We start from the raw sequence: 26,241 nt of genomic DNA on the forward strand, positions 1-26,241 counted from the left end.
AAAAACGGGGTGGTTGTTCTCGTTTGCGTTTCCTTCGGGAATAATGTTCCCGAATAATAAAAAAGTCTCCGCCGTAGCGAAGACTTTCTCTCTCTCTTGCCGCGCAGATCCTGGTCTGCGTGGGATTATTTCTTCTTGCGTTTTCCCGGAGGGCCAGGCATAAAGGGGCTGCTTGCCTTTTCCTTTTCGGCCTTGACTTCGGTCTCGATTTTCTGGCCGGTAATCACGACGTCACCAACGCTTAGACCCTTCAGGATTTCCACGTTCACGCCGTCGCTAATGCCAATCTTGATGGGGCGGGGGGCAGCCTTCCCGTTGACGCTGACCCAGACCATGTTTCTGCCTTTCTGCTTGCCGGGCTTACGCTTTCCGCTAAAGCCACCCTTGCCGAATCCGCCAGGACCGCCGGGACCCATTCCCGGGGGAGGGCCGCCAGCACCAGGACCGCCAGGAGGAGGACCATCCATTCCCGGGGGCGGCGGGGGCATTTCGCCTTCCTTGAATCCTGGCGGCGGGCCGAAACCTTCGGGAGGCATAGGCGGGCGTGGCATATCCTTGAAGTCCGCCATGGGAGTGCTTTCGTTGGGTGTAAACTTCAATGCCTTTGCCGGAATGGAAATGGCGTCCTGAACTTCCTTCGTTACGATGGTACAGGTGGCGGTCATGCCCGGCAGCAATTTCTGATCCGGATTGTCGGCGGTAATAACCACGGTGTAAGTCACCACGTTGCTTGTGGTGGTGGGGTTCAGGCGTACTTCCTGAACCTTGCCGCTGAACTTGTCGTCCTGGAATGCGTCCACTGTAAATTCAACACGCTGGCCGGCTTTTACCTGTCCGATATCCGCTTCGTCTACGTCGGCCATAACCTTCATTTGGCTCAAGTCCTTTGCGATAATGAACAGGGTGGGGGTGCTCATGGAGGCGGCCACGGTCTGGCCCACGTCTACGGCGCGCTTCAAAACTACGCCGCTAATGGGGCTCTTGATGGTGGCGTAACTGAGATTCAGGCGGGCCTGGGCCACTTCGTTCTTGCGCTGTTCCATGGTGAACTTGGCTGCATTTACGCTGTACTCGGCAGATTCCAGTTCCACGGCGCTGGCGCTGTTGCTTTCGGCCAACTTCTTGGTACGTTCAAAAGTTTTTGTCTTGTAGTTAAAATCGTTTTCGGCTGACTTGTAGGCGATTTCGGCCTGGTTCAAGGTGGCCTGTAACTTGGACTTGTCCAGCTCCGCAATGACCTGTCCCTTTTTGACCTTGGAATTGAAATCCACGAAAAGCTTGCTGATATCGCCAGAAACCTGGGTGCCCACTTCCACCTGGTCTACGGGTTCCAGGGAACCTGTTGCAGAAATAGTGGTAGAAATGGTGGCCAGGGTAACTTCCGAAGTGACCAAGGTGGCAATCTTCGCTTCGGCCCCCTTGTCAAACACAAACGTCTTGACTCCATAGCCAACGCCCGCCAAAATGGCGATTACAATTAAGAATTTCAATAGCTTCATCATACTTTACGGAGAAAATTTAGAAAGTATTAGACTTTTTACAGCTATTTAGATGCGCTGGCAAGGGGATTCGTTGCAAAGAAAGACGCTGGCGGGAGACGCTTAATTGTCCCCTGAGGAACTAATTTGAAACATACCCGGTGTTTCCTTCTTTTGATGCGCAATTGCACAGATGCAAACCCGTGTAAAAGTTCTGCAAATTCACTATTGCACTTATGCATTGCCATGTATTCATGGGTTGAACCCGCTATTGCGTACACGTATACCCTGGTATTTATGGCTAGAAAGCAGATACGAGATACAAGATATGAAGTGTCATCTAGAGCGAAGCGAAGGATCTAGATATCGGATATGAGTTATTATAATCGTGCCGGAGGCGCCCTTACCAGCGGTGAGTTTTCAGTTGTGAGCTATGAGTTTTTATAGTCGCGCCAAAGGCGCCTTACTTTTAGCTCACTACTCACTACTCACCACTCACTACTCACAACTCATAACTCATAACTAAACTGCTCAAGGTCTCGTGCGTTTATGAGATTCTGAAACAAGTTCAGAATGACAGTTTGCGAATGTTCAGGACGACACCCCACTATCCATTGTTCACTCATATCTACCCCGCAGTTTATGTCCTTCCTTTCCCCTTAGTCCTAGTCTTTTTTTGAACAGGTTGCTAAATTAGGGGTATGACTCGCATCGTTAAGCAAGATGACAGCGCCGAAGTGCGCCATGTGACCTGGGTTGGCCTGGGTTGGAACGTGGCTCTGTCTGTGGGCAAGTTCTTCGCCGGTTTTATCGGTGGTTCTCAGGCCTTGATTGCCGATGCTATTCATAGTGCGTCTGACTTTTTGACGGATATTGCCGTTATTGCGGGTTCCAAGTTGTGGAACTGTCCGCCGGATGCTAACCACCCTTATGGCCACCGCCGTTTCGAGACCCTGATTTCTGTGGGGATCGGTGTGGCGGTTTGCGCTGTTGGCTTGGGGCTTGGGTACGATGCCATTCAGACCCTGCGATTGGGAGAAGAGGGCGCGTCTCATCCGGAATGGATTGCTGCTGTTATGGCGGCACTTTCCATTGCCATTAAAGAGGGCTTGTTTCGTTATACGCGCAAGGCGGGCAAGAACATCCGCAGTCAGGCTCTCGAAGCCAACGCCTGGCACCATCGCAGCGATGCCTACAGTTCTATTCCCGTGTTGATTGCGGTGGGGATCGGCATCCTGTTCCCGGAACTTTGGTTTGCGGATTCCGTGGGCGCTCTGATTGTGGCTTGCTTTATTCTGCATTCGGGCTACGAAATTGCCTGGCCTGGAATTCACCAGGTGGCAGATATTGGTGCCCCTGAGGAAACGGCGACGAAATTAAAAACGTTAGCCCTTGAAACTCCCGGCGTCATTAGTATCCATGGTTTCAGGACCCGCTTTGTGGGTAGTGACCTTCATGTGGACCTGCATATTGTGGTTCCTGCCGATATGACCCTCCTGGCTGCCCATGATCTTTCCGAAGAAGTGGAGCGCCGAATCCTGGAAGCGGGCGAAAATGTGGTGGATGCCATGGTCCACGTAGACCCCTTCGACCCCAAGAAGGCCTTCAAGTAAAAAATTTTTCTGTGCAAATTGCATATTGCCCCGAAATGGTATAGATTTCTCTAGAAAACTTGCCTTCAAAGGAGTCGTGCATGGTTTTAGATGAAGTTTTCAAACTGAGCAATGGTGCCCGTATTCCGAAAGTTGCCCTTGGCACTTGGCAAACCCCGAACGATGTTGCAGCCGACGCTGTTGTGGCCGCCATCGATGCAGGTTATAAGCATATCGATACCGCCGTTGTTTATGGTAACGAGGCTGGGGTTGGCGCCGGATTGAAGGCTGCCCTCGAAAAGACGGGAATCCACCGCGAAAGTATTTTCTTGACCACAAAGGTGCCCGCCGAAGTCAAGAGCTACAAGGGGGCGGAACAGTCTATTCAAGAAAGCTATGAACGTTTGGCTACGCCCCATATCGACATGATGCTGATCCATTGGCCCAAACCCTGGATCGAAATGAAGGACCCGAATGCGCCTTCTTACAATGCCGAGAATCTGGAAGTGTGGCGCGCCATGGAAGCCGCCTACGACGTGGGCAAAATCCGCTGCCTCGGTGTTTCTAACTTCAGCATTGACGATATCAAGAACATCCAGGATAACTGCAAGGTCCAGCCGGTGGTGAACCAGATTCGCGTTCACATTGGCCATGTGCCTCTGGAACTGATCGAGTATTGCCGCTACAACGGAATCCGCGTGGAGGCTTATTCGCCCAATGCGACGGGCCGCCTGATGAACGTTCCTGCGGTGTGCGAGATGGCCAAGAAGTATGGCGTGTCTGTGCCCCAGCTGGCAAACCGTTTCTGCCTGCAGTTGAACCTGGTGACGCTTCCCAAGTCTACCCACGCCGAACGCATCCGCGAAAACGGCGCCCTGGACTTTGAAATCAGTGCCGCCGATATGGAACAGCTGCTGGAAATGCCTGAAATTTAAAGAAACATCTTAACTTTTTCGGGATTTCAGTAAGTCGATATAATCCTCGGAATTGATTTTTGCTTCAAAGAATGACATGATAAGTATGCTATCATGGTCAAGGATTCTCAAGGGAATAAGCTTGGTTATGTTCCCCGGAAAAATAATGTTGTGGTGGCCAATTTGATGGATGCGGGAAAGATGGTTTATGCGTCTGTTCATGAAAATCGTTGGTACGCCATGACTCCGGATGTAACTATTGATTTGTATATGGAAGATTAGGGGGTATCTCTTTGGCGTATTCAATCAAAAATGCTATCTTCGGGGTATGAAGTTTTCTTTCAAGAATTTTGCCGTGTGCGCAGCCTTGGCTTGCTGCGTGTCCAGTGCTTTTGCCGAAGTGAATCTTGCCGTGCATAAGGAAGTTTTGCCTAACGGTCTGACGGTTCTTTTGCACCCCAATAAGCAGGCTCCTACGGTGAGCTGCCGCCTGTTCTATGTGACGGGTTCTGTCCACGAGGTTCCGGGAAAGTCTGGCCTGGCTCACCTGCTGGAACATGAACTGTTCAAGGGAACCAAAAAGGTAGGCATTACGGATAGCATCGCCGATGTCCGCTTTATGGAACTGCAGGATAGTCTGCAGGCCTTGATTCGTCCGGCAAAGAATGCAGGTGATACGGCCACGGTCCGCAAGTTGACTGCGGAGCACGATTCCATTGTGAACGAACACCGCAAGATTTTTGTGAAGGATGAATTGTGGGGCGCTTACCAGGCCGCCGGCGGTACTGGGCTGAACGCCTTTACCACGGACTTGATGACGGCTTACATTGTGACCTTGCCCAAGAACAAGATCGAACTGTTCATGTGGCTGGAAGCCGACCGTATGCAGAATGCGGTGCTCCGTGAATTCTATTCCGAACGTGATGTGGTCCGCGAAGAACGCCGCATGCGTTACGACGACAAGCCCACGGGCCGCTACTACGAAAGTCTGAATTCCCTGATTTACGAGGCCTTCCCCTATCGCGTGCCTACCATTGGCTGGCCCAGTGATATTGCCAACCTGACCCGCGAAATGGCCGACGAACATTACCGCAAGTATTACAAGCCCCGCAATGCCATCTTGGTGTTGGCTGGCGACCTGGATACCACCTCTACCATGGAAATGGTGAAGAAGTATTTTGCGGATATTCCTGCCGGCGAAGCTTTTCCGCCTTTGACCATCCGCGATCCGGAACAGGCTGGCGAAAAGCGCCTGACGGTAAAGCGCCCCGATGCTCCCAACCTGTTTACTCTGGTGTTCAAGACTCCCGAAGTGGGCGACCCGATTCTTTACCCTCTGGATATTGCCGAGGGCGTGCTGAATGGTCGCAGCGGCAAACTTTACAAGCGTCTGGTGGAACAGGAAAAGCTGGCGGTGAATGCTGGCGCAAGCAACAGCCCCAACAAGTATGTGTCTGAATTCAGCGTCACCGTGAACATGCGCCCCGATGCCGACCCCGCCAAGGTGGAAGCTATCGTTTGGGAAGAACTGGAAAAACTGAAGACCGAAACGGTTAGCGAACGTGAATTCCAGAAGGTGAAGAACCGTGCCTACGCTGGCCTGGTCCGTAGCCTTACCGACATGGAAAACGTGGCAACCAATCTGGCCTGGTATGAAATGTTCGGCGACTATCGCATGTACCTCACCTGGGCCGACGAACTGAACAAGGTTAGCGCCGCCTCTGTGCAGGAAGCCGCCCAGAAGACCTTCGTCCGCGATCACAGCGTTGCAGGCCTGCTGCTGAAAGAAAAGCCTGTGGCTGCAAAGCCAGCAGAAACGGCTGTGAAAACTGCAGAACCCACTGCTGTAAAAACGGTGGAACCTGCAGCAAAGGCTGCAAAAAAATCTGACAAAAAATAAAATGGGTTAAGTCGGAAATTAAAACCGCAAACCTGAAATAAAAAAAGAGGAAGTTCCTTGGGAACTTCCTCTTTTTCGCATTAAAGACCGCGTTGAATTACTTCAGCTCTTCAAGAGCTTTCTGGTTCTTAGCGATGATATCTTGCTGGGTTGCGAGCTTCACGCGTTCGGCGTTGACCACGGCTTCCGGGGCACCAGAAACAAACTTCTCATTGGAAAGTTTGCGTTCGATAGATGCGGCAAAGCTCTTGGCCTTTTCGATTTCCTTTTCGAGGCGTGCGATTTCTGCAGCCGGGTCAAGGATGCCTTCCAGCGGGATGAAGAGTTCGCCACCGGGCACAACGGCGCTGGCGCTGAACTTGGGCTTTTCAGCCTTAACGCCAACGGTAATGCTTTCAATGCCGCCCAGTTCGGTGATGATGGCGAGGCATGCATTCACGGAAGCTTCGGTTGCTGCGTCGTCCACAGAAACAACGGCCTTCAGCTTGGTTGCCGGAGAAACGCTGTAACGGCCACGGACACCGCGAACTGCTTCCACCACGGCGAATGCCTGGTCGAATGCAACTTCGATGTCCTTGTTGATGAGAGATTCATCAGCGGTGGGCCACGGGCGGCTGATCACCATTTCGGAACCCTGGAACAGGATGCTGTTCAGTTCTTCAGTGATGAAGGGCATTACCGGGTGGAGAAGGTCAAGCACATTCTTCAGCACGTAGCTGAGGATGGCCATGGCGTTCTTCTTTTCGGCGTCCAGAGTTTCCTGGTTGATCACAGCCTTCTTGATTTCCAGGTACTGGCTGCAAACGTCATCCCACACGAAGCGGTAGAGGAAGCCGGCAAGTTCTGCGAAGTGGTATTCTTCCAGCATGCGGGTAGCATCCTTGATGGTGGTCTGCAAACGGCTGAGGATCCACTTGTCTTCCAGTGCAAACAAATTCTTGTCCATGGGAAGTTCAGCGGCAAGAGCGCCAGCCTGTTCCAGCTGCGGGTAGAGGAAGCGGCAAGCGTTCCAAATCTTGTTAGAGAAGTTACGACCGATTTCGAACTTTTCGGAAGTGTTGATTTCGGTACCGTCTTCCTGCTTTTCCTTCTTCACCGGCAGACGAACGTCCTGGTTGTCGGTGCAGAGGCTGGCCATCACGAAGCGGAGCGCGTCAGTGCCGTACTTCTTTTCGATGTCCATGGGGTCCACGCCGTTACCCTTGGACTTACTCATGGTCATGCCATTGCCGTCCAAAATCTTCGGGTGGATGTAAACAGTGTGGAACGGAATAGTACCCATGTTTTCCTGGCTGAACAGCACCATGCGAGCCACCCAGAGGGTGATAATGTCGCGGCTGGTCACCAGCACGGAAGTGGGGTAGTACTTCTTAAGAGTGTCGGTGTTTTCTGGCCAACCCATGGTAGAGTGGGGCCAGAGGCCACTGGAGAACCAGGTGTCCAGAACGTCGTCTTCCTGCTTGAGAACGTGACCCGGAACTGCGTCTTCTGCAAGGTTTTCTTCCTGAGAGCAGACCAGGTAGCCGCCGTTTTCTGCCTTGTAGAAGAAAATGTCTTCGCGGTTGCCGAATACGGCCTTCAGTTCTTCTTCGCTTGCGTCGGTGTGCCAGATAGGAATGCGGTGGCCCCACCAGAGCTGACGGCTAATGCACCAGTCGCGCTTTTCGCCAAGCCAATCCAGATACTTGTTGGCGTAGCGTTCCGGAATAATCTTGATTTCGCCGGACTTCACAGCGTTCATTGCGTTTTCGGCAAGAACGTCCATCTTCACGAACCACTGGTCGCTGAGGTACGGTTCAATAACAGTCTTGGAACGGTCAGAGTGGCCCACGTCCATTTCGTGGTCTTCCACCTTGATGAGGAGGCCGAGTTCTTCGAGACCTGCAACCACAGCTTCACGAGCTGCCTGGCCTTTCATGCCCTGGAACTTGCCAGCGTTTTCGTTCAAGGTACCGTCGTCGTTCATGATGTTAATCATGGGGAGCTTGTGACGGAGGCCGGTAGCATAGTCGTTGGGGTCGTGTGCCGGAGTCACCTTCACGGAACCGGTACCAAAGTCTTTGTCCACGAGAATTGCGTCTGCGATCACCGGAATTTCACGGTCAACGAAAGGAACCTTCAGGGTCTTGCCGATGAACTGTGCATAGCGTTCGTCGCTGGGGTGCACGGCAAGAGCGGTATCGCCCATGATGGTTTCGGGACGGGTGGTAGAAACGGGAATAAAGCCCGAACCGTCGGCCAGAGGATACTTGAAGGTCCAGAAGTGACCCTTCACATGTTCGTAGTAGATTTCGTCGTCGGCAACGGCGGTCTGGAGCTTGGTATCCCAGTTCACCAGACGCTTGCCGCGGTAGATGAGGCCCTTCTTGAACAGGTTGAAGAATGCGTGGCGAACAGCCTTGGCACAGATGGGGTCCAAGGTGAAGCGCTGACGGCTCCAGTCGCAGCTCACGCCAAGGCTCTTCAGCTGCTTGGTGATGCGGGCTTCGTATTCTTCCTTCCACTTCCAGATGCGTTCAACGAGAGCGTCGCGGCCAATGTCGTGACGGGTCTTGTGTTCGTCCTGGAACAGGCGCTTTTCCACAACAGCCTGGGTTGCGATACCGGCGTGGTCCGTACCCGGAATCCACAGGGTGTCGCGACCGGTCTTACGGCGGTAGCGTACCAAAATATCCTGAAGGGTGTCGTTCAAGGCGTGGCCCAGGTGCAGGGCGCCGGTCACGTTAGGAGGCGGAATGACGACAGAGAACGGTTCGCCCTTACCGCTAGGTGCAAAGCTATTTTTTTCAGCCCAGGTCTCATGCCAGCGGGCTTCAACTTCTGAAGAATTATAACGTGTTTCCATAATACCTATTTCCACAAATAATTTCTTAATGCGGGCAAATTTAGATAATATCGCGTTTTTTGACATTAATGGCTGCACGTCATAAGCACAAAAATCCCTCCTAGAATAAGAAGAAATGGAATGACCTTGATTAATAAGGTGATCAGGCAGGCGTCTTCGGCGCTGCCAGCTCCGAGTAATGTTAGAATCCCAAGGACAATAAGGAATGTAGTAAGCATTGTGTCCCACCTTTTTTCTAAAAAAATAATTTGATTTGAATGACATATTTTGTCATTTTATAAATCTTGTAGTAAAGACAGAAAAAATCTATTTTTAACGCATGAAAACAATAGAAGTTGTAGCTGGCGTTATTCGTAAGATGGAACAGGACGGTTCCATAAAATTTTTTGCAACCCAGCGTGGTTACGGAGAGCAAAAGGGCGGGTGGGAATTCCCGGGTGGAAAAATGGAACCTGGCGAAACTCCTGAGCAGGCCCTGGTCCGCGAACTGAAAGAGGAACTGGCAATAGATGTGAAGGTGGGGGAGTTTATTACCACGGTTGAATTTGACTACCCCAAGTTCCACTTGACCATGCATTGTTTCTTCTGCGAAATCCTTGACGGGAATATTACTTTGTTGGAACACGAGGCGGCTAGGTGGCTTTCCCGTGGGGAACTTCGGGACGTGGGCTGGCTCCCTGCCGACAAACTCAAGCAGGGCGGCTACCTGGTGCTGCGCAACGGCAACGTGATTCTCAACTGGCAGATTTTCAAATAAAAAAAGATGGATCGAGATGAAACTTAAGTTGGTTTGTCTATTCTCAATTTTGCTTGCGGCCTTTTCCCTTACCTCTTGCATATTCGACGACGAGGGTGAAAGCTGGAGCGCCGAGAAGGTGTGCCCCGACATCGGCACGAACGCCTACGGCATGCCGAACCGCGGCACTTTCACCGACGAACGCGACGGCCGCGTTTACAAGTACACGACCATCGGAGACCAGGTGTGGATGGCCGAAAATTTAAAGTACGAACTGCCGTATCCGTACAGCATGTGCTATGGCAAAAAGACGTGTTATTGGAAACAAAGATGGCGTGGTGATTCTGTTGGTGATACAGTATGTGTTGAAGATACATCCAAGCTCGCCGAAATCGGCCAACGCATGAACACCACCTGCACAACAAACGAATGCATCGCCGACGAATTCTGCGAACGATTTGGGAGGTATTATAACCTTTATGAAAATGGGGAAAAGGAGGGGTTCTTGGACAGGGTTCTGTTGGATACGATATGTCCGCAGGGGTGGCGTGTGCCGTCCAAAGCAGAATGGGAAGTTTTGATGGAATCTGTTCAAAATGATGAGTTGAGACTTTTAGAAGAAGAATCCTATGATAGACTTGATTCGGAAACGAAAAAATGGTATAAAAGGCCAGATAATTCTTGTGGCTATTCGGTGCCACTTAATGGATACCTTTTTATGAATGGCGCAATGCAGCGATTTTCAATTACATCTGCATTTGCAACAACGACGGCTAAAAACGAACTCTTTGCGTGGAATATGATTATGGAATTTGGGAATATGGCTTTTACATCGCATAATTTTATCTCCATCCGTTGCCTCAAGGATTGATCATGCCAAAATTTTTGCTATCCATCCTTCTTTTTTCCGTTTCCTCCTTCGCTCTTACCCTTGACCAGGTGCGTGCCGACCTTAAATCCCGCGCCCTCTCGCAGGATTCTGTGGAAATGAGCATCCGCACCACGGTGAACACGCCGGCAGGCAGGCAGGTGGTTTCCATTTACATGGTTCAGAAGGGCCGTTCCAAGACCTACACCGAGATGAAGACGTCGTTCATGAACCAGCGCAGCATCGTAAACGGCTCTCGTATGAAGGTCATTGACTTGAACACGAATAAGTTCCAGATTTTGCCGTACAACGGAGAGGCTTTGGAGGCCCAGAAGTACACGAACTTCAACCCCCTCGACGCCGGCGAATGGAAATCCCCGGTGAGAGTGTCCGAAAACTTATACAAGATCGAGGGTGCCGAGGGTGCGCTTTACTACAATTCCCAGAAAAAACGCATCGAAAAGCTTGAAAACGATGATGCAGAAAAGTCCGTGCATACGACGTTCGCCTACGATTCCGAGAATAACCTGAAATCCATGGTGGTCTCCGTGATGGTTTCGGGTATCGAGACGAAGGTGGTAACGAAAATCCTCGCGCTCCGCAGCTCCGCCAAGTTTCCGGATAAGTTGTTTGAATTCTAGGAAACTGAAAAAAGGAAACTCTTATGAAAAAGGTAATGGCTTCGCTTTTGTTCGCCTTGCTGGCACTGTTTTTCTCTTCTTGCCTCACTGACTCCGACGAGGCATGGAGCGCCGAGAAGGTGTGCCCCGACATCGGCACGAACGCCTATGGCATGCCGAACCGCGGCACGTTTACCGACGAACGCGACAGCCGCGTTTACAAGTACACGACCATCGGAGACCAGGTGTGGATGGCCGAGAATCTGAATTACAAGACTGAGGCATGGAGCGTATGCTACTTTGAAGAGGATGGCTGTAATACTGTGGGGCGTTTTTACCTGTATGACAGTGCAAGCTGCCCACTTGGCTGGCATTTGCCATCTATGGATGAATGGCAGATTCTTGGGAAAAGTGTTGATGGATCAGGGAATGCCGCCTTGCATTTGAAAAGTGTGTCTGGCTGGATTCCTTTGAACCCTGGAGACTCTGCTAATGGGTATGATGATTGCGGTTTTAATATGCAACCATCTCTCGCCAAGAGAAGGGATGATGGCTTGTATGCGTACTTTTTGACGTCAACATTGGATTCTTCGATTCGAACAAATGACGTTCCCAATCACGTTTGGCGAGCGGTTTTTGCTTCTCAACGAACGTCTCTTCACTTTGGCTCAGTTCTACGTGAAGGCGATGTCTCCAATGTCCGTTGCGTAAAGGATTGACCTTTATTACATTTTTCTCATGAAAACAATAGAAGTTGTGGCCGGTGTTATTTGCGACGAATCCGCCGGGACGAAAAAGTTCTTTGCAACCCAGCGTGGCTACGGCGATCAAAAAGGCGGCTGGGAATTCCCCGGTGGAAAGATGGAACCTGGGGAAACGCCAGAACAGGCTCTGGCCCGAGAGCTAAAAGAGGAATTGGCCGTTGATGTGGAGGTGGGGCAGTTCATTACCACGGTGGAATATGATTACCCTAAATTTCACTTGACCATGCATTGCTTTTTCTGTTCCATTGTGAATGGAAGTGTTACTTTATTAGAACACCAAGCGTCTCGTTGGTTGGGGCCCCAGGAGCTTCATGGTCTGGATTGGCTTCCTGCGGATGTGGGGGTGGTGAAGGCCATATTGGCATTGTAGTACCTTAAGACAGGCGCATAAATATTCTATATTTCGCCTCATAATGAAGTTACCTATTGTATGTATCATTGGACGCCCCAACGTAGGCAAGTCCTCCCTGTTTAACCGCATTCTCGGCCGTCGTGCCGCCGTGGTTAGTGACCGTGATGGTGTTACCCGCGACCGTCATTACCAGAATGCCCGTTTCAAGGGTCATGAATTTACCGTGGTGGATACTGGCGGATTCCTGCCCGACGACACCATCGATGTGCTGGCCGATAGTGTCCGCACCCAGATTTTTAATGCAGTCAATGAATCCGACTTGGTGCTGTTCATGGTGGATGTCCGTGTGGGCATTACCAAGCTGGACCAGCAGTTCGCACGCCTGATCCGCAAGCTGGACAAGAGGGTGATTCTTGTGGCCAACAAGAGCGAAAACGGTGGCGACCGTCAGGAAAGCTATGAATTCCTGAAGCTGGGTTTTGGTCAGCCCCGCACTATCAGTGCCCTGACCGGTTACGCCTGCCTTTCCCTTCTCGATGAAATCATCGCTGTGCTTCCGACTCCGGTTCGCGGTGAACGTCGTGAAGAACGCCCCATCAAGTTTGCCATTCTCGGTCGACCCAACGCCGGCAAGAGCACCTTGCTCAACCGCCTGCTGAACGAAGAACGTGCCGTGGTCAGCGATATTCCGGGTACCACCCGCGATTCCATTGACTGCGACTTTGTTGTAGATGGCAAGAAGTTTGTTGTTACCGACACCGCTGGCCTCCGCAAGAAGGCCAAGGTCGACGACGAAGTGGAAATCTTCAGTAACATGCGCACTCTGGAAAGCATTCGCCGTTCCGACGTGTCTGTGCTGATGGTGGACTGCACCCGCGGTCTCGAAATTCAGGATTTCCGCATCATCACCGAAATTCGCAAGGCTGGCAAGGGCCTGGTCCTGTTGCTGAACAAGTGGGACATTCTCCCCAACAAGACCGAAAAGTCCTTTGACCACATGGTTAAGGAAATGATGGAACGCGAACCCATGCTGGAATACGTTCCCATTCTCTCTATCAGTGCCAAGGAAGGCCAGCGCATCAACCGCGTCATTCAGGCTATCCAGACCGTGTATGCCAACTGCCGCCGAGTTCTTGGCCGCGACAATGTTGCCCAGGCTTTCGCTAAGTTCATCGAAGAAAATCCGGTGCCTAGCCAGAACGCCCGTACGGTTCAGCTGACCCGTGCCTGCCAGATCATGGTGGAACCCCCTGTAATCGCTATCGAGACCCGCACCCCTGATTTGGTGGCCGAGTCTTACAAGCGCTACCTGATGAAGAAGTTCTTTGAGGAATTCCAGCTGCAAGGCGCTCCTCTCCGTTTGAACTTCGATATGAAATTAACCCTTAGAAAGGATGAAGAACTTGAACAGTTTACTGAGTCTTCCAATAGCGTACTTGCTGGGGTCGATACCCAGCGCCATATGGATCGCAAAAATCGCGAAAGGTAAGGACTTCGATATCCGCGAATACGGATCGAAGAATGCCGGCCTTACAAATACATTCCGCGTCTTGGGCTGGAAGCCCGCCCTGCCGGTTGTGTTCATGGACTTGCTGAAGGGTTTCTTTGGACCTTTCATTGCCGCTCTCATGTGCAAGGCCCAGGTTGAAGCCGGTGGTGCCGACTGGTCTAGCTGGGTTCCCCTGGTTGCTGGTCTTCTGGTGATTCTTGGCCATAGCTTCACTTGCTTTGCCGGTTTCCGCGGCGGTAAGGGTGTTCTGGCTGCACTGGGCGTGTTCCTTGCCATTAGCCCCATTACCGTGCTTATCGGTTTTGCCACCTGGATTATCCTGACCTTCTCTACAAAGTATGTGTCTGTGGGTAGCATTGGCGGCTGCGCCGTTCTGGGTCTTCTGTCTGTGTACGGCTACCTGGTTCCCGAACATTATCTGGAATCCATCAATCTCGGTCAGATGATTCTTGCCGTGATTGTTGCTGTCTTTGTGATTGTAAAGCATAAGTCCAACATCAAACGTTTGATGAATGGTACCGAAAACGGTTTTGGTAGCAAGCGCAAGACTCCCAAACAATAAACGTTAATTTTGTAGATTGTTTTGTAAACGAGGTTTTTATTATGAAAGTTACAGTTTTGGGTACCGGCGGCTGGGGTCTTACCCTGGGCCAGGTGATTTACGAAAATAAGAACGACATTACTTTTTGGACCAATTCCCAGGCTGAAGTCGATCTGCTTTCTACTGAACATCAGTACAAGGATAAGCTTCCCGGTGTAATTTTCCCCGCTGACTTTAAGTATACCACCGACATGAATGCCGCCCTCGAAGGCGCAGAAATGGTGATGATCGTGGTGCCTTCCCAGTTCATGGGCGGTGTTGCCAAGAATCTTGGTCAGTGGACCCCTGAAAAGGGTAAGGAACCGGTGGTGGTTTGCGCTACCAAGGGTATTCTCGAAGGTACCAATCAGCTCATGAGCGAAGTCCTTCTTGAAAATGTTCCTTGGCTCACCGACGACAAGATGGTTGCCTTTAGCGGTCCGTCTCACGCCGAAGAAGTTAGCCGCCATGTGCTTACTGCCATCGTTGCCGCTTCTACTAGCGAAGAGTCTGCAAAGCTGGTGCAGAAGGCTATGAGCTGCTCCTACCTCCGCGTGTACACCTCTACCGATATTATCGGTGTGGAACTTTGCGGTTCCGTGAAGAACGTGATTGCCATCGCATCTGGTGTGCTTTATGGTGTTGGCGCTGGCGACAATACTCGTGCAGCCCTCCTCACTCGCGGTCAGGCAGAAATGTGCCGCCTGGGTCGTGCCATGGGTGCCAATCCCGAAACCTTCGCTGGCCTTGCCGGTATGGGTGACTTGATTGTGACTTGCCTTTCTCAGCATAGCCGTAACCGTTATGTGGGTGAACACATCGGTAAGGGAGAAACTATTGATCAGGTTCTCGGCGGCATGAAGATGATTGCCGAAGGCGTCCCCACTTGCCGTAGCACCAAGGCTCTGGCCGACAAGCTTGGCGTCGAAATGCCTATCGTCAATGCAGTCTACGACCTTCTCTTTGGTGGCAAGACCGTGAAGGAAGTTTTCGACGAAATTTGGGGCCGTGACCTGAAGGCCGAAAACTGGAACTAACTTCCACCCTAAAGCTTAAGCAAAAAGTCCTGGTGAAATACCAGGACTTTTTTGCTTTGTTATGAATTACGAGTTATAAAACCAGGCGCCTCCGGCGCGATTATTTGTTCCCTTTGAGGACTGCAAATGCTACAGCCCCCTGCACGGCCTGGAAAATCATGGGGATGTAGCCGATCAGGGCCGCGGCCAGGACGATGTCTGCGGGAATTCCCAGCAGACCTGTAAACAGGCTGACGTTCACACTTTCGCGAAGTCCTATCCCATTGATGGAAATGGGCAACATGGAAACCGTTATGGTGATGGTCATGAATATGGTTATGGTGGCCAAGTCAACAGGGGAGCCTACGGCCTGGAAGTAGGCGTAGTGGATTAGAATCGAAGAAATCTGCAGCCAGATGGAATCCACACCCGAAAGGATGAAGGCTTTCTTGTAACCGCGGTAAATGCTGAAGGCGTTTTGCAGTTTCAGGAGGAATGGAATCTTCTGGCCTAGTGTGTCGGGAATCTTTATTTTGTCTGAAAATAGCCCGGCCGTAATGATCAGGATGCTGAGGAGGGCCACTCCGCAAACCGCTCCCGTGTAAATGGCGGGAATTTGCAGTCTGGTAATGACAAAGGGGAACATGGCGAAGAAGCAGAGGAACATGGCCAAAAGCCCCATCACTCTCGATATGACGACGGCGGCGACGGAATTTGCCGTGTTGCCGAAACGCTTGCCGAAGGCGATTGTCTTTACGGCATCCCCGCCAAATCCGCTGGGAAGCAAGTTGTTGAAGAAATAGCCCAGGGCGATGTAACCGTAAAAAATTCTGAAGGGGACTTTCTTGCCTTCGTCAAGAAGCAGACAACGCCATCGGTTGGCTTGGATTGCCATGCTAAAAACGGTGCAGATCAGGATAAGTCCAATCCAGGGGAGAGCCTGTTCCGTCCAATGGCTGCAGACCTTTGCGAAGGGAACCTTGTAAAAGATAAAGCCAAGGCCGCCCACACTTACAACGACCTTCAGCAGGTTCAGCAGTTTTTTCTTTAGGTTGGATTGGCTCTGCATGGATTATTTCCCTGCGACTTCTGCGGCAATTTCTGCAAGTTCCCTGGCGCTCTTTTCCCAGGTAAACTGGCTCACCCAGGCATCAATCTTGTCGTCAAACATTCCCTTGGAGTCAATGGATTTTTCGAGAGCCTGTGCTACGCTGGAAGGATCCTTGGGGTCAAAATAGGTGGCCACGTCACCGCCAACTTCAGGCAGCGAAGATGTGTTGGAACAGGCGACCGGAGTACCGCAGGCGAATGCCTCCAGAACGGGAAGGCCGAAACCTTCATACAGGGAGGGGAGCACAAAAAGGTCTGCCAGGTTGTACAGATTTACCAGGTCGTCCTGGCTTACCATGCCTGCGTGAATTGTCAGGTCAGCGATTCCCAAGTCAGATTCCTTGGTGGCGTTGGTGCGCCCGGCAAAGGCCTTGCCTACGAGAACGAGACGGCAATCTTCCTTGCCCTTCATCTGGGCGAAACCGTCAAGGAGTCCGTTCAAATTCTTGTGAGGAAGAAGGTTGCCTACATACAGGAGAATCTTCTTGTCGCGGGGAATGTTGAACTTTTCGTAAAGGTATTCCACGTCTTCCTTGGGCTTGCGGATGAATTCCTTACCGGCTGCCAGAAGAACCTTGGTAATCTTGCTTGTGTCTGCGTTGTAGAAACGGACCAGGTCGTTCTTTGTGCTTTCGGAATCGACAATGATACGGTTGGCGCGCTTGCAGACAAACCAGAAAATAAATTTAAAGTAGAGGTGGACAATTTTTGAGGGCAGGAATTCTGGATAGACCAGGTGGGTCAAATCGTGAATGGTGACCATCATTTTGCCGCGGTAGAACAGGGGCACATTGCAATGGGGAATGTGCAGGACGTCTGGCTTTTCACGGCGAAGTTTGCAATAGGGGAACTTCAACTGTTCCTTGTACCCGTAAATGCCGCTGATGAAAGGGATGTGCTTTGGAACTTCAGGATATTCTGCAAGTTCCTTGGGGTCGCCCAGAGCGATTTTGTAGCCGACGTCCTTCAGCCAATGCTGAATGCAGGTGCCAATGCCGGAACGGCTGACCATGCGTGCGTCAATTGCGATTTTAGGCATTTCTTTCATTGTCAAACATCCACTTCAAAGTTTCTTGGATGGGAGTGCCGCGCCAGTAGCCTGCGTTTACAATGCGGCTGTTATCCGCACATTGGTAGGGCATGTCGACAGGGCGCATCCTTTCGGGATCCTGTTCTACGTTGATCTTGACCGTTGCAAAACTCACGATGGTCTGTAGCAAGTCCTCGACCTTATGGGCCTTTCCGGACCCCACGTTATAGGTGTGGAATTCGTTCTTGTTTTCAAGAAGCAGACGGTAGGTTCGAACCACGTCGCGGACATCGGAAAAATCTCTGTAGGCGCTTAGGTTGCCCACCTTGATGGTTCCTTCCTGGCCGCTTTTTTCGATGCGGGCAGCCTGTCCGACGAAGCTAGGAATGGCGAAGGCTTCTACCTGTCCTACGCCAGTGTGGTTAAAGGAACGGGTACAGATAATCTGCATTCCGTATTTCTTGCGAAAAAGGTCTGCAAAATTTTCCTGGGCAATCTTGGAAATTCCATAGGGGTTTGATGCCTGCAGGGAATCGCTTTCCTTGAGGGGGGATTCCTGTTGGGCGTATTCCTCGGCGCTTCCGATCAGGAGGGTCTTGGCGTGGGGGGCCAGTTCCTGGATTGCTTCCAACAAGTACAGCGTACCTTTAACATTGACATCCATTGTCAAGGTCGGATTTTTCCAGGAGGCACCAACAGAACTGATGGCGGCCAAGTTTACGATGTAGTCGGGATTGCTCTTGCGGATGGCAGCTTCTAGGCTGGCCTTGTCAAGAAGGTTGACTTCGGGCATGTCCGTTGGAAAAACAGTGTGCCCGGCTTCTTCCAGTTCGCGGGTCAGGTATTTGCCCACGAAACCTGCTGCTCCGACAATGAGAGCCCTGCCCATTAAATTTTACCTTCGGCCAAAAGCTTGATGTCGCTTGCGACCATGCGGGAAACCAGGTCTTCGTAGCTGATTTCGGGTTTCCAACCGAGAACCTTGCGGGCCTTGCTGGAATCGCCGATGAGAAGGTCTACTTCTGCGGGGCGGAAGAACTGAGGGTTGACCTTGACCACGACTTTGCCGTTGTCTTTGCGGGTGGCGAATTCGTCGACGCCCTGTCCGTGCCAGGTCAATTCCATACCGGCAGCCTTGAAGGCCATAGTCACAAATTCGCGAACCGTATGAGTTACGCCCGAAGAAACGACGAAGTCGTCTGCAGTGGGCTGCTGGAGCATAAGCCACATGGCGCGTACATAGTCTGCGGAATGACCCCAGTCGCGGCTGGCGTCCATATTGCCCAATTCGACGCAATCCTGAAGGCCTGCCTTGATCTTGGCAACGGCGATGGTAATCTTACGGGTTACGAATTCGGCTCCGCGGCGTTCGGATTCGTGGTTGAAGAGAATGCCGGAGCAGGCGAACATTCCGTAGCTTTCGCGGTAGTTCTTGATAATCCAGTGTCCGTACAGCTTGGATACGCCATAAGGGCTGCGGGGGTAGAACGGCGTTTCTTCGTTTTGCGGAATGGCCTGGACCTTTCCGAACATTTCGCTGGTGCTTGCCTGGTACACGCGGGTGTCGGGCTTGCACAGACGTACCGCTTCCAGAAGCTTTGTAACACCGATGGCATTGATGTCTGCGGTAGAGAGGGGCGTTTCCCAGGATGTAGTCACGAAGGACTGTGCTGCCAGATTGTAGATTTCGTCGGGCTTGGCGATTTCCATGGCTCTCAGCAGGGAGGCGGAATCGGTCATATCACCGAAGATAAACGTTACCTTACCCTGGAGGTGCTCGGCGTTGTTAAAGTCCAGTTTGCTCTTGCGACGGACTAAACCGAAGACTTCGTAGCCTTTCTCCAAAAGAAACTCTGCCAAATAGGAGCCGTCCTGGCCAGTAATACCTGTAATCAATGCTCTTTTCATAGTTTTAAAGATAGTAATATTCGGCGAATTCCTTCGCGAAAGGGGAGGCTGCTTTTTTTATATTGCGGCTATGGCTTTTGTACATCTTCAGACCCATTCCGAATTTTCTGTTCTTCAGGCATCTGCCCGTCTTGATGATATTCTTGCTGCCGCAGCAAAAGATAACGCACCGGCTATCGCCCTTACCGACCATGGTGCCATGTTTGGTATTCTGGAATTCCAGACTCGTGGACAGGGGCTTAACAAAAAACGCAAGGGTGACGGCCAGCCTCCTCTGAAAACTCTGTACGGATGCCATGTCTATATTGATACCCCCAGCGCAACCAGCAAGGATAACCTGACATATGAACGCCTGACCCTTCTGGTTGAAAATGAAAAAGGGTATTATAACCTGCTCCGTATCGTCAGTTACCGTTACGAAGATGGTGACCGCTGGGCTGAAATTCCTTCTGTTCCCCTAGAGACGGTGGAAGAGTTCAAGGAAGGTATCATTGCCATCGCAGGTGACTTTTTCAGTAAGTACGGTCAAAGTGTTGCCGCAGGTCGTAATTCCGTTGCCCGCGAATACATGGAAAGTCTCGATAAGATTTTCGATCACGACCATCTGTATTTCGGGGTGTGCGACAACGGTGTTCCTCAACAAAAATTGGTAAACGATTTTACGGTTCAGCTGGCAAATGAATTAGGCCGTGAGGTTGTGGCCGTAGGCGATGTCCACTACATCAACAAGGAAGATGCCCAGGCTCATAAAATCCTTCGTTGCATTTCTACAAAGACGACTTTGAATGATGCCGGTGACAAGAGATTCCCTACCGATGGATTCTACTATCAGACCGAAGAAGAAATGGTGGCCAAGTTTGGCCATATTCCCGGTGCCATCGAAAATACCGTAAAGATTGCAGAACGTTGTAACTATACCGTCAAGACCGGTATCGGTGATGAATTCTGGCCTCGATTTGCCATTCCCAAGGACTTCCTGGAAGGTGAAGAATATCAGAACATCAAGGCCATCATGAAAGCCGAATACGATGCGGAATATCCCGTAGTTCGTGAACGCGAATTGAAGGGCGTCATCAAGGACAAGAAGAAAAAAGTCCAGGAACAGTATTGTGCCGAAAAGGGAATCGAACCTGACGCTCTAACTGATGATGACAAGGCTGAAATTGATCGTCTGTCGGCTCCCGAATTCTTTAACGAAGAGGATAACAAGGCTTGGGACAAGGCTGTTCATCGCTGGTGTAAGCCGGGCTCTGACTCTGACATTTATATCATCCATCTTTGTAATGGCTTCTTGAAGTGGCGCTTCCCTGAAGAAAATTTCAAGTTCCCCGAACATACGACGGACGTGGGCGCCCGTATGTACAAGGAGCTGAACTGTATCCGAAACATGAACGTGGCGGGCTACCTGCTCATTGTGTGGGACTTCATTAACTGGGCCCGTAACAACGGTATTCCCGTGGGCCCGGGTCGTGGTTCTGCTGCAGGTTCTCTTGTTACCTACATCATCGGTATTACGGACATTGACCCTCTAAAGTTTGACTTGCTCTTTGAACGATTCCTGAATCCGGAACGTGTGTCCATGCCCGATATCGATACGGACTTTGCCGACCGTGACCGTGGCCGCGTGATTGATTACGTGACCCAGAAGTACGGCAAGGAATGCGTGGGCCAGATTATTACTTACGGTATGCTGAAGTCCAAGGCGGTAATTACGGACGTGGCCCGTGTTCTTGGAATTGCTCCTGCCGATGCCAAGGCGGTTACGAAACTGTTCCCCCAGCGTACTTTGAACTTCAGTTTGAAGCAAGCCTGGACCGGTAAGGACAAGAAGGGTAACAACCTGGAAGATGATTATAGCCCGGAACCGCTGCAGGCTCTGATCAAGTCCCGCGCCATGTATCAGACCCTTTGGGATACGGCTCTGATGTTGGAAGATTTGCCCCGTCAGACAGGCGTTCACGCTTGCGGCGTTGTGATTACGCCGACCCCCATTTATAACTTGGCTCCCCTTTATCGCGCCGCCCCCGAAGATACTCCGGTGGTGATGTACGATAAGCATTACGCAGAAGACATCGGCCTTCTGAAAATGGACTTCCTTGGTCTGATCAACTTGTCCATCATTCAGGATACGGTCCGAATGGTCAAGCAGAATCGCCAGATTGAAGTGGACATGAGCCATATCCCTCTGGATGACAAGGCGACCTTCGACCTTTTGAGTAAGGGTATGACCACTACGGTGTTCCAGTTCGAATCTCCGGGTATGCAGAAATACCTCCGTGAACTGAAGCCCAACCGTATCGGTGACTTGATCGCTATGAACGCCCTGTATCGTCCGGGTCCTATCGATCAGATTCCCCACTTTATTGCCCGTAAGCTGGGTAACGAAGAAATCGACTGTTACCATCCGGACTTGGAAGAAGTTCTGGGTGAAACTTACGGCGTTATCGTGTATCAGGAACAGGTGATGAAGCTTGCCCAGATTCTGGGTGGCTACACGCTGGGTGGCGCTGACAATATCCGCCGTATCATGGCCAAGAAGATGCCCGAGAAGATGGCTAAACTTGAACCGGAATTCTTCGAAAAGTGCGTTAACAAGGGCTACGACAAGGCCATGATTCAGAAGGTCTGGAACGCCGTGCTTCCCTTCTGCGGATACGCCTTTAACAAGAGCCATGCTGCTGCCTACGCTTACGTTGCCTATCAGACCGCTTACCTGAAGACCCATTACGGCCCCGAATACATGGCCGCATCCATGACTTCCAAGATGGGTAAGACCGAAGATATCGTGACCATCATTTTGGAATGTAAACGCCTGGATATTGAAGTGGTTTCGCCTAATATCAACGCTTCTGTGGGTGAATTTATCGCTAATGAAAAAGGTCAAATTTTATTTGGCCTTGCAGGTATCCGCAATGTGGGTTCCGCTGTTGTGGAAGACATCGTTGCAGAACGTGAACGTGGCGGCAAGTATACCGATCTGTTCAGTTTCTGCAAACGCGTTGTAGAATATCAGGCTTCCCAGAAAGAAAAACGCCCGCCCATGAACAAACGCCTGATTGAAAGCCTTGTGATGGCTGGTGCGTTGGACGATTTCCCTGGAAGCCGCGCCGCCTTGATGGCCTCTGTAGACAAAGCTATGGACGTGGCTGCGAAAAAGCAGGAAGACCGTGACCGCGGTCAGATTTCCCTGTTCGATATGGGCGGTGGCGAACCGGCTATGGATAGTTCCGCCGAAGTTCTTGAAGAAGCGGAAGAATGGACCGCCATGGAAATGCTCAACAAGGAACGGGATATTCTGGGCTTGTTCCTGTCGGGCCACCCGCTGGATGAATTCCGTCCGGAACTTCAGGGCTTTAGCACCTGTTCCCTGGCTGAAGATGAGCTGAGCCATCATGTGGGTGATGCCGCCGTGGCCGTTGGCGGTGTGGTCATCAAGTTGAAGTCCATCGAAACGAAGAAGGGCGATACCATTGGTGTTGGCACCATTCAGGATTTCCACGGAGACCTGGATGTCTTCTTCAAGAAGGATATGTGGGAACAGTTCCGCGATACCGTGACCATCGATGACCGCGTTCTGATGAAAGGCTCCCTGGAACCGCAACGAATGTCTGATGGCCTCCAGCTTGTTGTGCAGGAAGTCATTCAGTTGGATCGTGTCCGCTTCGATATGGTGAAATACATCCATATGGCCATTCTCTCGAACATGGTGGATGAAGAATTTGCCGAGAAACTGCAGGACTTGATGGAACGTAACGCCCCCTTCGTAGAAGAAGGAGAACGGGGTTGTGACCTGATTTGTCATGTGGAATCTGAATCTGGCAACGTACATGTGCTTGCTCTTAAAAAGAGCAAGGTGGTTTATTCTCCGGAACTTCTTGGAAAACTTCGTAAAGAACTCGGCGCTATCAAGGTGTGGGTTTCTAGCAATGCAAGAAGGTAAACCGTACATCCTCTTTTGTGCGGGTGAAGATTCTGGAGACTGCATTGGTGAAAGCCTAGTCTCTGCCTTTTTCAAAAAAGGGGCGCATCAGTTTGATGCCTTGGGCTCAGGTGGCCCCCGCATGCAAGGGGCGGGTCTGCGCGCTCTTGTGGAATATGAGGATTTGCCGGTATCCGGTTTTGGCGATGTGCTTCCTAAGTATCTGAAACTTCGTCGAGACTATAAGACTCTGGAAACGGTGTTGGCTAATCCTGCCTGCAAGGGGCTGGTGGCCATTGACTATCCCGGGTTCAACATGAAGCTAGTCCAGCTGGCGGGGCGTCTCGGAAAACCAAGCCTTTATGTGGCGCCGCCCCAGGTGTGGGCCTGGAAGGCGAAACGTGCCAAGCAGTTGGCGGTTGTTCCTCAGACACGACTGGCTGTGTTTTTTGAATTTGAGAAAGCCCCTTATGAGATGGAAGGATGCTCCGTTTCTCGTTTGCGGCACCCTTTTGCAGAATCCACCCATGAAGAAGTGACGAACTCTTCCGAACAAAAAAATCTTCACGAAAAAATCCTGCTGATGCCGGGTAGCCGTAAGGGGCAGACTCTGCGCAATATTCCTGTTTTCCTGAAGATTGCATCGAAGTTCCAGGATCAAAATTTTGCTTTCGTCGCGGCCCGAAAAAGTTTGGTGGCCCTTATTCAAGACTGCCTAAACCGTTATTTCCACGGAAAGGTTCCCTCCTGGATTCAGGTGGTCGAGGCTCCCTCTCTGCCCCAGGAACGGTGTGCTTTCTATAGAAATTCCCAGGGGGCGATTTCTGCTCCGGGAACGGCTACCTTGGAACTTGCCTTGTCCGGGGTTCCCCTGGTCGTCTGTACCAAGCCGGATGCATTGACCTATGCCCTAGGGAAACGTCTTGTCAGGACGTCCTATTTTTCTCTCCCTAATATTGTTTTATCGCAAGCGAGTACTGCTGAATTTATAAAGTACCGTTGGAATGATTCGTCTTACGAACAGACCGCCGAAGCCTTAAAGTCGGCCATGTCATTACGCGAAAAAAAATCCGCAAAACTGGAATCAGAATTGCGGAATAATTTGTCTGAAGGACTGTCGTCAGAACAGTTAATGTCTGAATTTCTTGCTCAGTTCTTCTAATGTCAAACGCATCAGGGTCGGCGTTCCGTAGGGGGATTTCAACGGTTCGTCGGTGGTCATGAGCTGGCCCATCAATGTGGCCATTTCTTCAGGTTTCAACTTGTCTCCAGCCTGGTAGGCGTTGGTCTTTGCCCAGGCCTTGGCGATAATGTCTTGCACCTTTACCATGTCGCCTTCGCTGTTGCCGTCGATGCTGTCCAGAAAGTCTCGTACCGCCTTGATGGCTCGTGACAGCGGCAATGCGCTGGGGATAGAACGGATCTGGTAAGTGTCTCCGCCAAAGTGTTCGATGTAAAAGCCCAACTGCTGGAACTGGCTTTCGACAGAACTGAGAACCTGGGCCTCGATCTTGCTGAGTTCCAGATGTTCCGGGAACAGAAGTTCCTGGCTGTCCAGGGCGGAACCGTTTCGCAAAGTCTCCAGAGCCTGTTCGTACAGGATGCGGGAATGGGCGGCATGCTGGTCGATGATGAGCAAACCGTTGACGTCTTCGCCGGCAATGTAGGTGTTGGCGATCTGGAAAAAGGCAGGGGGATTCCAGACGGGAGGAGCCTTGACCTCGGCCTTCTTCTCTGTTTCCAGGGAGATGACCTTTCCTGCTTCGGGGGTGCTGAACAAGTCCTGGTTCAAGTCGTCTTCGCGCTGTTGCTTTACCGGCTTAGGAGAAATCCAGGACTTGCTGAACGAAGGGGGCGTGTAAGAGGGCGTGTAAGGCTGCTTAGGGCCAGGATCCTTGAAACTTGTAGGGGGTGTGGGTTCGCTGACAGGTGCCGCAAACTGTAAGGGAGGGGCAAAGGAACTGGTCGGTGCCGCAGTCTCCGCAAACGAAGACGCTGCGGGGGCGGGCGAACTCATTTCATCGCTCAAGTCGATAAACGGGGAATTTGCTTCCATGTCCTGCTTGAACGTTTCGCGGATGGCGTGGAGGACGACCAGAAAGACTAGGTTCCCGTTGGCAAAGCGGACTTCTCGCTTGGCCGGGTGAACGTTTACGTCGAACTCCATGTCGGGCATGTCCAGGAAGAGTACCGATACAGGTTTGCACTGGGCACCGTAAGGCTCGTAGGACTGGGTAACCGCCTTGCTGACCATCTTGCTTTCGATGGGGCGGTTGCGGATGAACAAATACTGGTTGTTGCGCTTGCCGTTTGTTTCGGTCGTGGGGGAGACAAAGCCTGTGACGTGGATGCCTGCTTCGGTGTAGTCCACGGGGAGCAGCGCCTTTGCAATTTTAGAACCGATGGCTTCGGCGATTCTGCTTCGGAGCTCTCCGGGGACGCCTGTAAATACGGATTTGCCTCCAACCTTATAATCGAAGCGGATCTCCGGGTGGGCGATCGCTGTCTTAAGGATGACGTCAAAAATTCGAGTGCTTTCTGAAGTTTCGCTACTCAGGAACGTTCGACGGACTGGAGTGTTGTAAAAAAGATCTTCTACCAGGAAGGTTGTTCCGCGACTTGCCTGAATATCCTGTTTTTCTACCAGTTCGCCTCCTTTAAGAATGAGACGTCCGCTTTCGCCATCGTCTGTGGCGCTGGTGATTGTCAGCTTAGAAATGGCGGCGATTGAAGCCACGGCTTCGCCTCGGAAACCGTTTGTTCTTAGATGAAAAAGATCGTCGGCATTGTTTAGTTTAGATGTAGTATGCCTCAGGTAGCAGATGTCCAGGTCGGCGCTGCTCATGCCCTTCCCGTTGTCCGAAACCTGGATTTTTTTCTTTCCGCCTTCTTCGATAGTGACTTGAATACGGGTGGCTCCCGCATCAATTGCGTTCTCGATGAGTTCCTTTACAGCGGATGCCGGACGCTCAATAACTTCACCTGCAGCGATTTTATTGATGATTTCGTCTGGCAAAAAGTGGATTTCGGCGGTTTTCATGCCCAAAATATAGCCATTTGTGTGATGAATCTTGTTTTTTTTGCTAATTTAGTGGAACC

Annotated in this window: 21 protein-coding genes; 14 read left to right on the top strand and 7 right to left on the bottom strand. The window is 51.3% G+C overall.

Annotated features, from left to right (window positions below; genetic code table 11):
* Positions 1-125: 125 nt before the first annotated feature.
* Positions 126-1,499, bottom strand: coding sequence for an efflux RND transporter periplasmic adaptor subunit (locus BUB38_RS01240; protein ID WP_254794860.1), 1,374 nt, complete (start codon positions 1,497-1,499; stop codon positions 126-128).
* Between the two features lie 680 nt (positions 1,500-2,179).
* Between BUB38_RS01240 and BUB38_RS01245 the strand changes: the two genes are divergently transcribed.
* The 4 genes from BUB38_RS01245 (at position 2,180) to BUB38_RS01260 (ending at position 5,884) form a co-directional block, all read left to right on the top strand.
* Entirely contained in the window at positions 2,180-3,091 is a 912-nt protein-coding gene (locus tag BUB38_RS01245; RefSeq protein WP_073155945.1) for a cation diffusion facilitator family transporter, read from the top strand.
* 80 nt (positions 3,092-3,171) lie between these two features.
* Positions 3,172-4,005: an aldo/keto reductase gene (locus BUB38_RS01250; protein WP_073155947.1), complete on the top strand. Its 834-nt coding sequence runs from the start codon at positions 3,172-3,174 to the stop codon at positions 4,003-4,005.
* 93 nt (positions 4,006-4,098) lie between these two features.
* On the top strand, positions 4,099-4,266 hold the full coding sequence (locus BUB38_RS15925; RefSeq protein WP_139258148.1) for an HIRAN domain-containing protein: 168 nt from the start codon (positions 4,099-4,101) through the stop codon (positions 4,264-4,266).
* A 46-nt stretch (positions 4,267-4,312) separates the two neighbouring features.
* Positions 4,313-5,884 carry a M16 family metallopeptidase gene (locus BUB38_RS01260; RefSeq protein WP_083541821.1) on the top strand — a complete coding sequence of 524 codons (1,572 nt, stop codon included), beginning with the start codon at positions 4,313-4,315 and terminating at the stop codon, positions 5,882-5,884.
* Between the two features lie 97 nt (positions 5,885-5,981).
* Here the strand turns inward: BUB38_RS01260 and BUB38_RS01265 are convergent, their stop codons facing one another.
* On the bottom strand, positions 5,982-8,729 hold the full coding sequence (locus tag BUB38_RS01265; protein ID WP_073155950.1) for a valine--tRNA ligase: 2,748 nt from the start codon (positions 8,727-8,729) through the stop codon (positions 5,982-5,984).
* 319 nt (positions 8,730-9,048) lie between these two features.
* Here BUB38_RS01265 and BUB38_RS01270 point away from each other — a divergent pair, with 319 nt between their 5' ends.
* Genes BUB38_RS01270 through BUB38_RS01305 form a run of 8 tightly spaced genes read left to right on the top strand, consistent with a single transcriptional unit; the run spans position 9,049 to position 15,196 of the window.
* The gene (locus tag BUB38_RS01270; protein ID WP_073155953.1) at positions 9,049-9,486 is read left to right on the top strand and encodes a (deoxy)nucleoside triphosphate pyrophosphohydrolase; all 438 of its coding nucleotides are present in this window, start codon (positions 9,049-9,051) and stop codon (positions 9,484-9,486) included.
* A 16-nt stretch (positions 9,487-9,502) separates the two neighbouring features.
* Entirely contained in the window at positions 9,503-10,336 is an 834-nt protein-coding gene (locus BUB38_RS01275; RefSeq protein ID WP_073155955.1) for an FISUMP domain-containing protein, read from the top strand.
* 2 nt (positions 10,337-10,338) lie between these two features.
* Positions 10,339-10,974, top strand: a complete 636-nt coding sequence (locus BUB38_RS01280) for a hypothetical protein (RefSeq protein ID WP_073155958.1) — start codon at positions 10,339-10,341, stop codon at positions 10,972-10,974.
* 23 nt (positions 10,975-10,997) lie between these two features.
* Positions 10,998-11,672 carry an FISUMP domain-containing protein gene (locus BUB38_RS01285; RefSeq protein ID WP_073155960.1) on the top strand — a complete coding sequence of 225 codons (675 nt, stop codon included), beginning with the start codon at positions 10,998-11,000 and terminating at the stop codon, positions 11,670-11,672.
* Positions 11,673-11,691: 19 nt separating this feature from the next.
* On the top strand, positions 11,692-12,087 hold the full coding sequence (locus tag BUB38_RS01290) for a (deoxy)nucleoside triphosphate pyrophosphohydrolase (RefSeq protein WP_073155963.1): 396 nt from the start codon (positions 11,692-11,694) through the stop codon (positions 12,085-12,087).
* 43 nt (positions 12,088-12,130) lie between these two features.
* On the top strand, positions 12,131-13,558 hold the full coding sequence (gene der, locus BUB38_RS01295) for a ribosome biogenesis GTPase Der (protein ID WP_073155966.1): 1,428 nt from the start codon (positions 12,131-12,133) through the stop codon (positions 13,556-13,558).
* Positions 13,506-14,141: a glycerol-3-phosphate 1-O-acyltransferase PlsY gene (plsY, locus tag BUB38_RS01300; protein ID WP_158535408.1), complete on the top strand. Its 636-nt coding sequence runs from the start codon at positions 13,506-13,508 to the stop codon at positions 14,139-14,141. Before der ends, plsY begins: the two co-directional genes overlap by 53 nt.
* Positions 14,142-14,182: 41 nt before the next feature.
* A complete protein-coding gene (locus BUB38_RS01305; RefSeq protein ID WP_073155970.1) occupies positions 14,183-15,196 on the top strand; it encodes an NAD(P)H-dependent glycerol-3-phosphate dehydrogenase in 1,014 nt (337 codons plus the stop codon).
* 100 nt (positions 15,197-15,296) lie between these two features.
* Here the strand turns inward: BUB38_RS01305 and BUB38_RS01310 are convergent, their stop codons facing one another.
* Genes BUB38_RS01310 through gmd form a run of 4 tightly spaced genes read right to left on the bottom strand, consistent with a single transcriptional unit; the run spans position 15,297 to position 19,223 of the window.
* Positions 15,297-16,244: a lysylphosphatidylglycerol synthase transmembrane domain-containing protein gene (locus BUB38_RS01310; protein WP_073155973.1), complete on the bottom strand. Its 948-nt coding sequence runs from the start codon at positions 16,242-16,244 to the stop codon at positions 15,297-15,299.
* Positions 16,245-16,247: 3 nt separating this feature from the next.
* Positions 16,248-17,333: a glycosyltransferase family 4 protein gene (locus tag BUB38_RS01315; protein WP_073155976.1), complete on the bottom strand. Its 1,086-nt coding sequence runs from the start codon at positions 17,331-17,333 to the stop codon at positions 16,248-16,250.
* Positions 17,317-18,204: a GDP-mannose 4,6-dehydratase gene (locus BUB38_RS01320; RefSeq protein ID WP_073155979.1), complete on the bottom strand. Its 888-nt coding sequence runs from the start codon at positions 18,202-18,204 to the stop codon at positions 17,317-17,319. The genes BUB38_RS01315 and BUB38_RS01320 overlap by 17 nt, the downstream gene beginning before the upstream one ends.
* The gene (gmd, locus tag BUB38_RS01325) at positions 18,204-19,223 is read right to left on the bottom strand and encodes a GDP-mannose 4,6-dehydratase (RefSeq protein WP_073155982.1); all 1,020 of its coding nucleotides are present in this window, start codon (positions 19,221-19,223) and stop codon (positions 18,204-18,206) included. Before gmd ends, BUB38_RS01320 begins: the two co-directional genes overlap by 1 nt.
* A gap of 70 nt (positions 19,224-19,293) precedes the next feature.
* Here gmd and dnaE point away from each other — a divergent pair, with 70 nt between their 5' ends.
* Both dnaE and BUB38_RS01335 read left to right on the top strand, forming a co-directional pair.
* A complete protein-coding gene (gene dnaE, locus BUB38_RS01330) occupies positions 19,294-23,163 on the top strand; it encodes a DNA polymerase III subunit alpha (RefSeq protein ID WP_073155985.1) in 3,870 nt (1,289 codons plus the stop codon).
* Positions 23,150-24,304, top strand: coding sequence for a lipid-A-disaccharide synthase (locus BUB38_RS01335; RefSeq protein ID WP_073155988.1), 1,155 nt, complete (start codon positions 23,150-23,152; stop codon positions 24,302-24,304). The genes dnaE and BUB38_RS01335 overlap by 14 nt, the downstream gene beginning before the upstream one ends.
* Here BUB38_RS01335 and mutL read toward each other — a convergent pair.
* Positions 24,272-26,182 (bottom strand): DNA mismatch repair endonuclease MutL, encoded by a 1,911-nt coding sequence (mutL, locus tag BUB38_RS01340; protein ID WP_073155991.1) that lies wholly within the window; start codon positions 26,180-26,182, stop codon positions 24,272-24,274. The two genes, BUB38_RS01335 and mutL, sit on opposite strands and share 33 nt — an antisense overlap.
* Positions 26,183-26,241 lie beyond the last annotated feature (59 nt).

The sequence above is a fragment of the Fibrobacter sp. UWH5 genome, from assembly GCF_900142505.1.
Lineage (GTDB): Bacteria > Fibrobacterota > Fibrobacteria > Fibrobacterales > Fibrobacteraceae > Fibrobacter.